The following is a 14,296-nucleotide window of genomic DNA, read 5'->3' on the forward strand; positions in this document are numbered from 1 at the left end:
TCATCCGGCAAACCACTGACGGGATAAAGATGGCAAAATGGAAATCATTGAGCCATTTATGGAGCAGTGGAATGGAGTTCCTGAACGACATGGCGTTGTTCGTGGAGGTGGTCAAGGCGAAAAGTTTCCGCCGCGCGTCCGAGTCGATCGGAGTGCCGAACTCGACGCTGTCGCGCCGGATCAGTGCGCTGGAGAAGGCAATCGGATTGCGCCTTCTGCATCGCACGACCCGCAAGATCGAGCTGACCGAAGCAGGCCAGCTCTATTTCGAGCGCGCGAGGCGCATCGTGGACGAAGCCCGGCTTGCGCACGAGCAACTCGGCGAGATGCTAGCCCAGCCAGTTGGCGTGTTACATGCGTCGTTGCCGGTGGATTTTGCGAATATCTTCCTCGCGCCGCTGCTCGCGGAATTCGCTCGCCGCTATCCCGGCATCACCTTCGAATTCGATCTGACGCCGCGCCGCGTCGATCTGGTAGCTGAGCCCTTCGATATCGCGATCCGCATGGGTGAGCCGCCTAGTTCGAATCTGATCGCACGACCGCTTGCCCGGCTACCGCGCTATCTCTATGCATCGCCGCGTTATATCGAACAGTATGGCGAGCCCGCCGAACCGGCCGACCTCTTGCGCCATGAGTGCGTGCGCCTCAGTCCGGCAGAGGTTAACGGATGGACGCTGCACAGCGAAAGTGAAACGGCTGAGGTCACAGTGGGTGGTCGGTTCTTGCTCAACAGCGTCGGCATGGTCCGGCGACTCGCGACCCTGGATCTGGGCATCGTCGTGCTGTCGGAAGAAATCGCGGCCGACGATGTTGCCACTGGGCTCTTGCGCCGGGTGATGCCAGCATGGCAGGCCCCACCTATTCCCGTGTACGCCATCACCGAGACACGGTTGTTGCCAGCGAAGACGCAGCGCTTTATTGAATTTCTGCGAGAGCACCTGGGGGGAGGAGTGCCTATCAGCAAGCTTCGAAATTGAAGTGCGGCCATTCTTGGAATCGCGGTGGTCCCGACGCCGCTTTCCAACGATGTTCGCAGCAAGACCACTTGAGCGTCCGCTATGGATTGCCGCGAATGTCCCTGATGGGGTGCCTTTCCTGCCGTTCGACAGTCAACCGTGATGCGGCCGCTGAACGCCTCTTACCTGTCGCTCGCGACGCCGCCGGTGAGGATGTCAGGGTTACGGCTGATTCGAAGGCACACTCAAGACCCTGAGCAGTCAATCGCCTTCTCGGTATCCCTTATGTCGCGAGCGCTAATAGTCGACAATCTATAGGCCGCGGTCGATTGTCCGAAACCGGGCCGACATACGCCAACGGTTTCCTTGGCGCGCGAAGTCCGGCCGGCAACGCACCGAACGGCGGACCCGGCCAACGATCAGGTGCGTTTAGCCAGATAGGCATCGACCAACTCGACCAGTCGTTCCCGCCCGAAGCTCCCGTCGTGTCCAGCATGGACGACTTGCACGGGCAATTCACGCAAGCGCTTCATCGTGCGCACATAAGTCGGAATATCAGCACCGCCTATCTCGTCCAGCAGCGGGCCATCGTAGATCGCATCGCCCGAGAACAGCGTGCCGGATGCCGCTTCCCATAGGCCGATGCTACCCGGCGAGTGGCCGGGTAGATGCAGAACCTCAAAATGCCGGTTGCCGAGATCGACGATGTTCCCTTCCTTGACGATTTCCGTGACCGTTGCGGCACGCACCCGATAGTCGGACATCGAGTAATCAGCGCTGGGAAGGGCGGTGATCAGATCGCCGTCGAACGGATAGCCTGCTTCGCGATACCGGCGAATCGCTTCGTCGCCCAATACCGACGCCAGAAGGGTGCCTGGCTCACGCGGCGAGCGCAGATTCTCTGCCTCCAACTCGTGAACCAGCGTGTGCTCGAACTCATGATGTCCACCGATATGATCCGAGTGCGTATGCGTGGCAACGGCGGTGACGTCCTTCTGCAGCAGGTGCCTGGCTGCCTCCTGCAGACTGACGATACCCATTCCCGTGTCGATCATCAGATCCCGGTCGCGGCCGCGCACATGCCAGATATTGCAGCGCATCAGCGGCACGACATGGGGCTCCCAAAGCAGGGTAATGTCGTCGCTGATGCGTTTGAGTTCGAACCATCGGTCGGCAATCGGTAACTTGGTCATGTGGGGTCGCTCACGGTAAGAGCTGTTACTTTGACACACTCCGCAGATAAGGTCTGCGGACCGTCCGCATCGCACTTCGAGAGCGTTGACTCGAGTCGCGTCGTTCAGAGCATTTTCATGCGAGAGGGTTTCGATCAATTGCTCTGCGGACATTGGACGGCCAAGCAGAAAACCTTGCAGGGAATCGCAACCAAGCCGGGTCAGGAACTCTTGCTGCGCCGCAGTCTCCACGCCCGAGATCACGGATAGACCCGCAGTCGATTTTCAGTTCACTGGCCGGTAACCGCTTGAGATAGAGGAGGCTTGAATACCCCGTACCAAAATCGTCGATTGAAATATTCACGCCCATGCCGCGAAGCTGCTGCAGGATTCGTAAGCTTGTGTCGGCATCGCGCATCGCCGTCGACTCGGTGACCTCGAGCAGTCTCGACGAAACCGAGGTTAGAAACAGGCGAGAGGGACACGTGCAGACGGACGCATCGAGCGGCGGATGGGCGAGACCTTCGCCCACGAGTTCGTCGGTTGCCGAAAGCAGCTTTTTTAGTTTTGGTCCAGCGTGTCGCGCGGGAAGAACGTGCGCGACTCAAAAGCCGGCATCACTACGGTCGCGCCTGCAGAAGTAAGGCGGACATTGCAGGTCTGATCGACTCGCTTATCGTGCCTGTAAATGACCGCGCCAGGGCCGCCATTACATTCGGCAGCATGTTCGAAGAGGCGCATTTCGCGCCCGTTCTCAATTGATCTCGTGATGACGAAGCCGTCGGCATGGACTGCCGTTACGCCGACGAGGGCTGCTATCCCAACTACGACTTTTATCATCTGCATGATGGGGACCTCCGGGTCAGGCCGCGTGTCGCACTTGCCGAGCGCCGGTGGGTCGGAGCCGATGCGGATATGACCATACTAGATTGTGCTGCTTTCAAATCCCACCGTCGCTGCCGCCAGCGGATATGCTCGATCTGGACAATGCTCCTCAAGTCACCGGACGATTTGACCACAAGTCGTTCAAACATGCTTGTCTGTAGAAAAATGTGAACCCACACAATCGAGGCTCGGACCAATTGCTGCCCAAGGTCAGAAACTGGCGGAATGTGGCCTGGAGACGATCGGCTGAGTTTGTTATGCGTTGTTCGATGCCTGCCCTTGTCCGTCGCCCCATGAGTGTACGACGACGCGTGCGGGCAGGCGTTGGACAACGTTCTTCAACAAGCCGCCCGTGCGCGATGGCGCCGCAGAGCTGCCGTTCACCGAGCTGCGCGAGCCGCCTGACGGCCGCATTGGGAGAAAATTGGGCACCGCGGCTCTCAGCCAGTTTCGGCCAACAATCCACTTCCACTAAGTGTCAGCTTCCCGTCAGCTCGCGAGCGTGACGATGGCATCCCGCTGATGTGCCGTCTAAGCATTAAGCAGTGGGAATGGTTCCGCCGTCGATGACATATTCCGCTCCGCTGATGGCTGCCGCACGCGGTGAAATCAGAAAGGCGATCAGGTTGGCGACTTCCGCAGGTGTCGACGGACGTCCGAGAGGGATGCCGCCCAGTGCATCCATGATGATCTGTTTGCCGCCTTCGTAATCCGTACCGGCCTGGCTGGCGAGCCGTTCCGCGAGGCCGACGGCCGCTTCGGTTTCCACCCAACCCGGCGACACGCGCACGATGCGCACGCCTTTCGGCGTTACCTCCTTCGACAGGCTCTTGCTGTACGTGGACAGCGCAGCCTTGGCGGCAGCATAAGCTGTGGTCGATGCGGGCAACGGCAGTCGATGCTGGATGGACGTGACGTGGATGATGACGCCAGCGCCCTGTGCAATCATCTTGGGCAACAACGCCCGATCGAGTCGTACCGCGGGGAACAGGTTGAGGTCCAGTTCCCTCTGCCACTCCGTATCATCCAGCGCGGCGAAGCCGCCGGCCGGGGCCGAAGATCCGCCCAGGACATGGACGATGGCATCCACTCCTCCGAGCCTGTCCTCGACAGCCTGTGCCACGGTGGCGCAACCTTCAGGCGTGGTCAGGTCGGCCGCGACGAACATCGCTTCGGGAATAAAGTCCGGCTTGGCTCGGGCCGTGGTGAGGATGTTCGCGCCGAGTTCGCCGAGCAGTTTGACGACGGCCTTGCCAATGCCTTTGGTTCCGGCCGTGACGAGCACGCGCGCGCCTGCGAGTTCGAGATTCATGGTGATCAGTGAATCTTTAGAAAATCTATCTGGTTGTCGGTCAGCCGGAAAACATGGTTGAGATCGGCAGGAGTTCCAGGGAAGTTACCGACATACCTGGCCACGACCGTTACGCCCGCATCGTCTTGCACAGCCGTCAACGGTTCGACGCAATAGGCATATTTACGCTGCGCTTCCGCCAGCCAAGCCTCGATTTCCTCGTGTCCCTTGTAAGTCTGTCCTTCATCGTGGACGACCGATTTTTGGGAAAAAGCGCGCCGTAGGGCCGAAGGCGCAGCGCCGTTGCTCACCTGAAAAAAGGTCGCAACCGAATCCGGTAGTGAAATGCTCATGTCTGAAGCCTTTGTGGCAAGCTGGGCGATACGGTAATTTTCACCATAAACTCGCAACCCAACAAGAACGCACGGAAAAGTAAGCTACGTACCCATGGGAAAGGTCTATACCCCCGCGACCGCCGCCACCGGCGTCGAAGAAGTGTTCAAGTTGCTGGAGGGGCGCTGGAAGCTGGTCATCCTGTTCCATCTATTCGATGGCAAGGTGCAGCGCTTCTCCGATTTAGAGAAGCTCATCCCCGGCATTTCGCAGAAGATGCTCGCGCAGCAGCTACGCCAGCTGGAGGCCGATGGCATCGTGGCGAGGAAGCTCTATCCCCAGGTTCCGCCTAAGGTGGAATATCGGTTGACCGACTGGGGACAGGCAATCTGCCCCGCCTTGGACGCACTCCTCAAATGGGCTGAGCAGCGGGACGAGTTGCCCAAAGCCGACTAAAGCCCGATGTGGCGCCTCACGCGGCTTCTTTTGACTGCTGGAGCAAGCCAAGGCGAATCAGGCACTCGGCCTTGGCGACAATGGCCTCTTCGTTCGACTGGGGTGCACAGCCGGGCAGTGTTGCAATGCCTCTCATTCCAGGGTTGCTGAGCGCTGCGAGGCGCACCAGCCGCTTGGAGAGCGTTTGCCGACACACGCGATGCATTCGAACCCGTCGGCGCCACGATTGTCGGAAGCGATGTCTGGATCGGTTCCGAGGCGATGATCATGCCAGGTGTCCGCATTGGCCACATGGTGCCGTGATCGGAAGTCGCGCTCTCGTAACGAAGAATGTTGAGCCTTATATGGTCATCGGCGGCAACCCCAGCGAAGCCGATTCGAAAGCGGTTTTCGGACGGAGAAATTGAAATGCTGTTTGAGATGGACTGGTGGGACTGGCCGTACGAAGAAAACAGCCGGTCGATGGGTGCCTGCCGTCGATCGTCGCATCGCGATGTGCGTGACACATATGCTCATCGCATTGGGCAGCCCTCGGGCCATGAAGAGACGGTCATCGATCTCGCCGTGAACGGGCCGCTCTTCGACCTTATGCAAAGCTTCTCATAGGCCGAATCCAGGCGGCCGCCATTCCGCGTCTGATCAAGGTTCGTTGCTGTAAGCATGCGCCACCTTTACCATGCCTATTAAACGACCACGACCGAGTCAATTTTTGACCCGCTTTGTTGCTTGCGGACCCTGCACAATTATTGAGCATAGGCTAGTGGAGGAATCGATGCGGGAAAGCGAAACACGCTTCCGAACGATGTTGAACGCGGCTCCTGTGATGATCTGGATGTCGGATACGGATCGGCTGTGTACGTTTTTCAACAAGCGGTGGCTGGATTTTACGGGGCGCACGCTGGAGCAGGAAATGGGCAACGGGTGGTCAGAGGGTGTGCACCCGGACGATTTCGAACGCTGCCTGAACGTTTACGTCTCGTCGTTTGACGCACGCAAGGATTTCACCATGGAATACCGTCTGCGAAGACGGGATGGCGTGTATCGCTGGATCCTCGATACCGGCGTGCCGCAGGAGGACGTCGACGGTACGTTTCTCGGCTATGTTGGTTCATGCGTCGACATCTCCGACCGCAGGCAGGCTGAAGAAAAATTCCGGAGCGCTCTGGAGTTTCTGCCGGTTGCAATTCTCATGGTTGATCAACACGGGCGGATTGTGCTGGCCAACCAGCAGACCGAAAAGCTCTTCGGGTATCAACGTGACGAACTGATTGCACAGCCTGCGACTATGCTCGTCCCACAGCTGCTGGGCGATAGCGGCGCCATGCCGCAATCCGCGACCTTACGCATTGCACACGCTTCGACAGTGGGGGCGCCTTGCGATCTGTTCGCACGGCGCAAGGACGGAACGGAGTTCCCGGTCGAGGCCGGACTCAAGACGGTTCGATTCGAAGATGACGAGACTGTGCTCGCGGTCATCATCGACAAAACAGAGCGATATGAACTGTACCAAAACCGGCAGCAACTGGCCCATCTGACGCGCGTATCGATGATGGCTCAACTAGCAGTGTCGCTCGCACACGAACTGAACCAGCCCCTTACCTCGATTCTGGGCAACACTCAGGCCGCCCAGCGGTTTATGGCCACGGATCCGCTCGACCTGGCCGAAGTGCTCGAGATACTGAAAGACATTGTTCAGGAGACCAACCGCGCGAGCGAAATAATCCGGCGGATTCGCACCTTTCTCAAGAAAGGCGAGCGAGAAATCGCGCCGCTCGATCCGGTCGCTGTAATCCGCGACGCGGTGCAGTTGTTGCAATTTGACGCGATCGCGCGCGGTATGCGCATGTCAGTCCACTTCGAAGCCACTCCGGCCACAGTGCACGGCGACAAGGTGCAGTTGCAGCAGGTCATGCTCAATCTCTTGCTCAATGCGTTCGACGCAATGGACGGTCGTCCGGCTAGCGACCGCATGGTGGCCGTGTCCATCACGCTTCAGAGCCCCCAAGTAGTGCGCGTTGCGGTGCGCGATCGCGGGGCGGGCCTGCCCGGCGACCTGCTCGCGCTGATCTTCAACCCGTTTGTCACCTCGAAATCCCAAGGCCTCGGGCTTGGGTTGTCGATCAGCCGTACCATCATCGAGATGCATGGCGGGCGGCTATGGGCTGAAAACAATACGGATCAAGGCGCGACGTTTTACTTTACGTTACCCGTAGGGGACGCCGCATAGCTAGACGCCTTGCAGTTGGTGCCGTGATCGACCTGGGTCAACGGCCTTTCTGGTTGATGACGGCGGTTTCGCCACGCCAACATGAGGGCACTCCAGAGCGGGTCGAGGGTCGGCTTAAGCTTGGCTTATCCGAAACTTCTCACAAGACCGGATAGCGGACACTCCGCTGTAAGGGCTTGTATGGCCGCCTTGGGTCGCAACCGGAAGTTCGCGGTGGGATCGGTACCGAGGGCGGGCCGCGGCGGAGGTTCGCTGCCCTGCCGCTACAACTGTTGCAGCGGCAGGAGAAGACATTCGTCGCGAGCGCGGATTTTGGTGCGCCGTCGTAAAGGTCTTCCAGCCCGACCACGATCACACTTGTAACCGCCTTTACTCGACGATGCCGACCAGATCGTCGATGTCCCTCTGGATGCGCATCCGTGCCTCCCGCACGGCGGCATCAGGTGTGTTGGCAACGAGCGGGAGCATCAAACCCGAACCTTTAAATTCGGTTTCGAAATGCACCCATGCTGCGTAAGCGCAAACACCGGAAGCCTTTTGCACCAGGTTCACCGTTACGTTGTATGTGCGTTGCTTGCCATGCTTGCGGGTGTACTGAAAACGGCTTAACAGTGGTTTGGACATCATGTTTCCTTGGCTTTGCTGCTTCCGATTCGACCTGTTTGCTGAGGAGGCAGTCGTTCCCTGCCTCAGGGCCGTCTGCCGGATGCCGCGGAGTGTCGTTAGCTATTTGCTGCCTCGTCCGAGGCTGATGATCTGCGGAACGGGGAGCGAGGCATCGGTACGCCATCCACGAAAGCGCTCGCGCAGCGCACGGCAAACTCGTATGCACAGGTCCGGTTTGCGAACTGACCAAGATCACCCAATGAGGTGGATTCGCCGTCTTCCTTCAAAATGCAGGCGCGGGCTACGAACGTGTTTCCGTCCCTTATCGTCGACGCCTGAATCAGTGCGCCGCGGTGAAATAGAACCATTGCATGCCCTCATGATTTCGGAATATGAAAGCATATTGTAATGTTGTTATCTTTGCGTGTGGTGACTGTTACCTTTCCACATAAAGTGCTTAAGTGTGACGACGACACGTCAAATTGAGGAAATCAACCTGACTGAAATCCCACTTCGAGATGCGGCACTGCCGCGTATCCGAGTAGCGCGCAGAAAATATTTCGCAAATGACGGCAGTGTCTATACTGAAAGCAAAGTGTAATTTATAGCGGCATCAATGTCGATGTCGCGAGCGGTTAAGTGCGCGTCGGATACAGCCCGCACGTCGAGCGAGGGGAGGTGTCATGTTCAAGCATCTGCTGGTGCCGACCGACGGCTCGGCACTTTCCGAAGTCGCAGTCCAGATGGCGGTGACGCTCGCCGCCGAAAATGACGCCTCGGTTACGGGACTTCATGTCATGCCGGAGTTCCATGTTTTGGCATATGGAACCGAAATGCTCGCGGATACCGAAGAGAGATTCGTTCAGGTCAACAGGGAGCGTGCAGAAGCCTTTCTCGTGGCTGTCACGAAGGCCGCAAGCCAAGCGGGCGTGATATGCGAAACGGTTGCCACCACCCGCGCTCATCCTTATGAAGCGATCATCAGCACCGCCATCGAGCGAAATTGTGACCTGATTGTCATGGCGTCCCACGGACGCAGCGGTGTGCGTGGGCTGTTGATCGGCAGCGAGACACAGAAGGTACTGACTCATAGCGCTATTCCCGTTCTGGTGGTGCGGCAGTCGACACATACGGGCGTAGTGGGCGAAGCGGAGGCCCGCAAGCAATCGACAACATCGAAGTCTTCGTCGCCTCATGGATTCATCATCGGGCGAATTCCGCTTGCAGTTATTCCGGCACTGTCAACTTAACGGAATTGCTGGCCGGCGTCAGTGCGCCAAAAATGCTATTGAAGCGGGATATTGGTCAGGCCGATTAGCTTAAGTTGACATTACCTCAGCCGTTACTTGTGGGCCGCGCGCGAGCGCCCATCTCAAACCCTGTGCCATGCTGAAGGTGTCGGTATGCCGAAAATCTATTGGAAGCTAGAGAGGATCGCGTTCTCGCTCGTCGTGCTGTTGGCGCTTGCATGTTTCGGCCTCATCGTATGGCAGAAGAATCCCGGCATGACGTTGGCGATTCAGACGGGCGGCGAAATGTTGATGCCGAGCAGTGAACATTTGCTCGGTTGCATGGCGCCGGATCAAGGCGGTTGTGAGCGGATGTTGATCGAGCTGAAAACACCCGACAAGACCTGATTGGCACGCAATATGAACGGACACGAGTGTCCGGCGTGTTCCATGCAGTTCCGTCATTGATGCTAGCGGCGCACGCCTTTGCAGCGAGCGCAAACGTCGAACCACTTCGCGCGCGACGTGCTACGGGCGCTTGGTGGTGACTTCGACATCTATTAACCACGACTTCACGTTACGGATCGCGGCAAGCTGCGAAACCGTCGCTACAGTGAAGCGTTATGCGGCCTTGGTACGATGCCCGTCCCCGGTTCCAACGTGAAGATACACGGCCACCGGCAAAATCGCTGCCATTAATCAGTTTCCGCTCATCTGGCCGCTTCGCGCGGGCTTTACGTATCTGCCTGCGTCACGGCCTACGGTGTAACCAGTCGCGCATTGGGTGCGTGTCGAGCCACCGAATTTGCCGATTCCTGTGATGTTCGCGTCTGTAGTGCTCCGCAATCAGGATGGCAGCCATGATCAGGACGATCGCCCCCAGAAACACTGCCGAAATTGACTCGACCATGGTCGTCTCCTTGCTCGCGATCATACTTATATCTTAGGTCATGGCAACGAGCATGGACGGCGGATATCCAGGCCACTGAAGGGGCGGCCAACGCTCCCCAGACCACCAATACGGCTCGGGAGACCGTCGTCTGAGACTTACCGCCATCGATCCCAATATTTGGCATGCCGCAAAAACTGGTCTAAAGTATTTATCAGACGTAAAACAATAGGGCGCAGGCCAGAACCACATTAGGGGGCGCACATGGGTATGTTCTTTGACCAGGACATCGAGCATATTGCACGCGTGATGGTTCCATCACTGATAGGAGACCTCGGCGGGCCAATCCTGTCGGCTGAATACTGGCGCGGACGGCTCCACGAGCTTCTGAATCGGACTCACCTGACGCGCGCGCAACTCTGCGCGCTGGATAGTTTGCTGCTTCAACTGGACGACTTTGAGGCCCATGGCCGGCCGACGCCATCGGGAAGCATTTGCCCGCGTCGCCTGGAATCTCGACAACATCGGACGCCGCGCCAGAAGATTTCTTGACCTGGCTCCCTGCGGATTCTTTCCGGCGGTCGCATAAAAAGAAGCCGCAGGACGTGCCTACGGCTACTTAACACACAAAACGCGGGGATTCGTCCGCGTTAATGAAAGCTTATAGTCCAGATATCGTGGCAACAAGCCAAATGTCCATGATTTGCCTCTTCTTGCCACATTCGCGACACAACTCGTCCCCCAGCTAATTCCCGGTATCGCCAGTCACAACGTTAATATCGTGACGCAGTTACGCGGGGCAGTGCCGCCTTCGACGGTGTGTAAATGGCTCGCCGGACGCGGGACGCACCGCCCACTGTGCGCGCAGCATCTCTGCGCGCCAAGGCATCGATGGCGCCATCTCGCTGGTTCATTTCCTCCAGGCGAAGCTTGCATAGGATGTCGAAGCAAATGTAGGAAGTGAATCCAGTGATCGCACCGCTGAATAAGGATTCGGAGCCTGCGAAGATACTCAAAAAAAGAAACGGGAAAAAGTTGTTTTACGTGCTGTCGCTTCTGGAGACCTTGATCTGCATACTTACATTCAATGACCGGTTTAACCGGGAGGAACCGCCGTTTCGATAGCCGAGGATCCAACGCCCGGCATGAGGTGGACTACGGTCTCTCGTCGCTATTGTGTGTGACGTATGCATCTCGCCGAACACGATCACTGATCAAGGTGATCGTGTCTCCGATCCGACTGATCAAGAATCAAGAACGCTGGAATAAGCAGGCATGGCTCCACGCGTCTGAATTCCACAGCCTACAGCAACCGATTGGTATCCCAACCGATTGCTGTGCGCAGTGTCGCCCTGTAGGATTTCCCCACTCATTGGGAGGTGACCATGCAGTTCGACTACAAGGACTTCCATATCGACGCGTCACCCCTCGATGAAGGCGGCCATTACTACGCCCGTGCAAAGATCTACCGGCGCGCCTCGGTGGGCGGCGACACCGTCGAGGTCAAATGGTCGGGCGATCTCGGCGACTATCCCTCCGACGCAGCCGCTATCGAGGCGGCGCAGCGCTGGGCGATCCAGTGGTGCGACGAGAATTCGGCATAGGCATCATTGGAGACAGTTATGCAGCCTTGCAACGCTTGTCGCGAATTAGTTGGCAAGCCATCCAGCGTTTCCCCACACGGCGATCTTGCCGCCTCTGGCGTCAGTGCAATCGGGCCGTCGGGCCACACGACGAAAATCAGCAGCAACTGGAATTGCACGGTCTGCGGAAGCTGGCTGTACCAGAATACAGCTGATGGCACCCCGCCTGGCGAGTGGGTGATGGGCGAGCATCAGCGAGCTTCGCCCGGGAAGGCGTGACAAGCAGTGCTTTGAAATCACGGTGGCGACCAGCCTGGCTTCGTCCGCTACGCTGTCGAAACTTCGCATGCGTGTTCCCCGGCAGTTTTTATCGAGGGAAATAGCACGACGCTCAGCTCGCTGAGGCCTTGTCCGCGTCGATCGGCTCGTTGAACGTGAGGCTGTCGTCGTCACTGCTCCTTTCGTTCATGTTGGGCATGACGCGAAGCAATGAAAGTCCTCCGAGACGTTCCGGGCGTTGTTCGCCGACGACTCAAGAGGCCACCTGCGACGGTCATCATCCGGCTCAGTGCGGCCAGGAAGCGACCTTCGCTTCTTCCGCCCAGATCTTCGCCAATCATGGGGGAGCTTGGTTGCAAGTTTGCTCACCGGCCCCGTTCCACTGGCTGCTCGCTATCCACGCCACCCAATCAGTTTCCTCGCGGGTCGCGTAGCATGCACCGCGCATACCGGACCACGCCGGCCTCAGATTGGGGACCAGGACCCGTTTAGGGTCACTTCGAAAATCGAAATTCACCCTTGCGAACAATGCGCTTAATTATTAGCGACCGCTTTCCTAAACTTGGTGTTACCTGGAAAAATACGAATAGATCGTTTGCGTCGAAATTCCAGTCCAATTAAGGAGGAGCGGGTCATGAACAAGGCAACCAGCACATTAATCGCGGCCCTCGCCGCACTCACGCTGGCGGGCGGTGCTTATGCACAGAGCAACAACACGCTGGCGACCCCGACCACCGTGTCGCCGGCCGCGGTATCGCCGACCAATGCAACGAGCGGCTACGGCACGCCCGGCGTCACCAACTCGGACAGCGGCATGGGCGCCGGGTCGCCGAACTCGGGCATGCCGAATAGCACTAACAATAGCTCGACGTCCCTCACCAACGCTCCCGGGAGTCACAACACGCTGGCGACCCCGAGCGTAGTGTCGCCGGCCGCCGGCCAATAACAGTTGCGTCGTCGACGCGTAAATGCTGACGGGGGCGTGAGCAGTTCAAGCCCCGGCAGAGCGAGGCATCGACTCGCATAGCGTGTGTCGTAACGGACTATCCTCACGAGATCCGCAAACCCGGAGTTCGAGTCCCTCATGCGTCACCCATCCTAAGAAAGAGCGCTGCCCTCAGGGACAGCGGTCTTTTGTTTCTCCCTGACCTCTTTTGGCATTGGCTTGCGGCACATTGGCTGGTTGCATGCCCGTGGGGTGATCGAATAACAGCAACTGGCGACACAGTTCAGCGGCTGTAGCGGCATGCCCTGTCTGAGCCGGCTGTTACTGGCAAGTGACCGGCAACAGTGGAGCACGCGCGTGCCAAGGAAAAAATATTCAGCCGCACTGTAACCGCGCATCCATCCTCGACGAACTACAAAGAGAGCGGGCGAATGCATACCCCACCTGCATCGCCCGTTGTTCTTTGCTAACGTTCATCAGGAGACCTTGCGCATGGACACTGTCCGCCACCTGCTTCGTTTCACCGATTCCGCCCGGCTGACGGACCGCTGGAGCCTCGCCCGATGGGCACCCCTGCCATTGCGGCTGATCGTCGGTTACGGGTTCATGGCGCATGGCTACTCAAAAATCGTCAAGCATCCGGATGCATTTGCCGGGATTTTGCACGCGCTCGGTGTGCCGGCACCACACTTCATGGCGTGGGCGACTATTGCAATCGAACTGATCGGGGGTCTCGCGATCTTCGCCGGCGCGTTCGTGTCGCTCGTCAGTCTGCCAATGATCGCGGTGCTGATGGTTGCGGCGCTGACTGTGCATCTTCCGTACGGGTTCTTGTCGATCAAGCTGATGGCCGTCACGTCGGCCGGTCCGCAGTTCGGGCCGCCGGGCTACGAAACCGATCTGCTTTATCTTGCGTGTCTTGCCGCGCTGATGTTGGGGGGATCGGGACCGTTCTCCGTCGATGGCTGGCTTAGTCGCGACGGGCGGCAATAGGGAAGGGCGATGGAGTTCCAGGACGGCATTGCTGACCAGGTACCTGATCTTCGCCGTTATGCGCGCGCCAGTGGGCGACCGTGGCTACGCCGGCGATCCAGTGCAGGGCACGCCGGAGCGAAGTCTGCGCTACGCGATGCGATTTCGACGAGGCACGAATCCGCGCCGATGGCAAACGACGATCACACACAGCGGCAAGCAGATTTCGTGTCTCGAAGTGCGAGACCTCGATTGGGTCTTTCAAACGCTTTGGGAACAGCAGCGCGAAGTGGTACTGATGGCCGGTCTTGACGACATGAGTTACGCGGAAATCTCGCTGGTGCTCGGCATGCCGGTTGAAGCGGTCATGTCGCGGCTCTCACGTGGACGCGAGCGGTTGCGTGACGTGACCGCCCGCGTGCGACCAGAATCGAAGCCCGGAGTCACGTCAACGTGACGCGCGGGACGCACG

Annotated in this window: 15 protein-coding genes and 2 pseudogenes; 11 read left to right on the forward strand and 6 right to left on the reverse strand. The window is 58.5% G+C overall.

All coding sequences use genetic code 11. From position 1 onward, the window contains the following. The first annotated feature begins 71 nt into the window (after positions 1-71). Entirely contained in the window at positions 72-977 is a 906-nt protein-coding gene (locus tag ACQKRQ_RS25205) for a LysR family transcriptional regulator (RefSeq protein ID WP_427480150.1), read from the forward strand. Between the two features lie 398 nt (positions 978-1,375). On the opposite strand, the gene ACQKRQ_RS25210 is transcribed toward ACQKRQ_RS25205, so the two are convergent. The 5 genes and pseudogenes from ACQKRQ_RS25210 to ACQKRQ_RS25230 form a co-directional block, all read right to left on the reverse strand. Beyond that, a complete protein-coding gene (locus tag ACQKRQ_RS25210; RefSeq protein WP_132381370.1) occupies positions 1,376-2,149 on the reverse strand; it encodes an MBL fold metallo-hydrolase in 774 nt (257 codons plus the stop codon). A gap of 120 nt (positions 2,150-2,269) precedes the next feature. Beyond that, positions 2,270-2,570, reverse strand: a pseudogene (locus ACQKRQ_RS25215) (EAL domain-containing protein); the annotation flags it as partial. Positions 2,571-2,689: 119 nt separating this feature from the next. Next, on the reverse strand, positions 2,690-2,974 hold the full coding sequence (locus ACQKRQ_RS25220) for a hypothetical protein (protein ID WP_132381065.1): 285 nt from the start codon (positions 2,972-2,974) through the stop codon (positions 2,690-2,692). 577 nt (positions 2,975-3,551) lie between these two features. Beyond that, positions 3,552-4,331: an SDR family oxidoreductase gene (locus ACQKRQ_RS25225; protein WP_427480299.1), complete on the reverse strand. Its 780-nt coding sequence runs from the start codon at positions 4,329-4,331 to the stop codon at positions 3,552-3,554. After that, entirely contained in the window at positions 4,331-4,657 is a 327-nt protein-coding gene (locus ACQKRQ_RS25230) for a nuclear transport factor 2 family protein (RefSeq protein ID WP_427480152.1), read from the reverse strand. Before ACQKRQ_RS25230 ends, ACQKRQ_RS25225 begins: the two co-directional genes overlap by 1 nt. A gap of 94 nt (positions 4,658-4,751) precedes the next feature. On the opposite strand from ACQKRQ_RS25230, the gene ACQKRQ_RS25235 reads away from it, so the two are divergent. The 3 genes and pseudogenes from ACQKRQ_RS25235 (at position 4,752) to ACQKRQ_RS25245 (ending at position 7,320) form a co-directional block, all read left to right on the forward strand. After that, entirely contained in the window at positions 4,752-5,093 is a 342-nt protein-coding gene (locus ACQKRQ_RS25235) for a winged helix-turn-helix transcriptional regulator (protein WP_132381059.1), read from the forward strand. Between the two features lie 183 nt (positions 5,094-5,276). Next, positions 5,277-5,558: pseudogene (locus ACQKRQ_RS25240) on the forward strand (CatB-related O-acetyltransferase); the annotation flags it as partial. Positions 5,559-5,865: 307 nt separating this feature from the next. Beyond that, positions 5,866-7,320, forward strand: coding sequence for a PAS domain-containing sensor histidine kinase (locus ACQKRQ_RS25245; protein ID WP_427480154.1), 1,455 nt, complete (start codon positions 5,866-5,868; stop codon positions 7,318-7,320). A gap of 369 nt (positions 7,321-7,689) precedes the next feature. Here ACQKRQ_RS25245 and ACQKRQ_RS25250 read toward each other — a convergent pair whose 3' ends face one another. Further along, entirely contained in the window at positions 7,690-7,944 is a 255-nt protein-coding gene (locus tag ACQKRQ_RS25250; RefSeq protein ID WP_427480156.1) for a hypothetical protein, read from the reverse strand. Positions 7,945-8,609: 665 nt separating this feature from the next. On the opposite strand from ACQKRQ_RS25250, the gene ACQKRQ_RS25255 reads away from it, so the two are divergent. The 7 genes from ACQKRQ_RS25255 (at position 8,610) to ACQKRQ_RS25285 (ending at position 14,281) form a co-directional block, all read left to right on the forward strand. Next, complete coding sequence (locus ACQKRQ_RS25255; RefSeq protein WP_427480158.1) at positions 8,610-9,176, forward strand: universal stress protein; 567 nt, start codon at positions 8,610-8,612, stop codon at positions 9,174-9,176. A 153-nt stretch (positions 9,177-9,329) separates the two neighbouring features. Then, positions 9,330-9,563 (forward strand): hypothetical protein, encoded by a 234-nt coding sequence (locus ACQKRQ_RS25260; RefSeq protein ID WP_132381049.1) that lies wholly within the window; start codon positions 9,330-9,332, stop codon positions 9,561-9,563. 745 nt (positions 9,564-10,308) lie between these two features. Further along, on the forward strand, positions 10,309-10,596 hold the full coding sequence (locus ACQKRQ_RS25265; protein WP_427480160.1) for a hypothetical protein: 288 nt from the start codon (positions 10,309-10,311) through the stop codon (positions 10,594-10,596). Positions 10,597-11,429: 833 nt separating this feature from the next. Then, complete coding sequence (locus ACQKRQ_RS25270; RefSeq protein ID WP_132381047.1) at positions 11,430-11,648, forward strand: hypothetical protein; 219 nt, start codon at positions 11,430-11,432, stop codon at positions 11,646-11,648. An 892-nt stretch (positions 11,649-12,540) separates the two neighbouring features. Next, positions 12,541-12,852 carry a hypothetical protein gene (locus tag ACQKRQ_RS25275; protein ID WP_132381043.1) on the forward strand — a complete coding sequence of 104 codons (312 nt, stop codon included), beginning with the start codon at positions 12,541-12,543 and terminating at the stop codon, positions 12,850-12,852. 492 nt (positions 12,853-13,344) lie between these two features. Then, the gene (locus ACQKRQ_RS25280; RefSeq protein ID WP_408180882.1) at positions 13,345-13,845 is read left to right on the forward strand and encodes a DoxX family protein; all 501 of its coding nucleotides are present in this window, start codon (positions 13,345-13,347) and stop codon (positions 13,843-13,845) included. A gap of 28 nt (positions 13,846-13,873) precedes the next feature. Beyond that, a complete protein-coding gene (locus ACQKRQ_RS25285) occupies positions 13,874-14,281 on the forward strand; it encodes an RNA polymerase sigma factor (protein ID WP_427480162.1) in 408 nt (135 codons plus the stop codon). The last annotated feature ends 15 nt before the right edge of the window (positions 14,282-14,296 follow it).

The organism is Paraburkholderia sp. NPDC080076, assembly GCF_050281145.1.
Classification (GTDB): domain Bacteria; phylum Pseudomonadota; class Gammaproteobacteria; order Burkholderiales; family Burkholderiaceae; genus Paraburkholderia.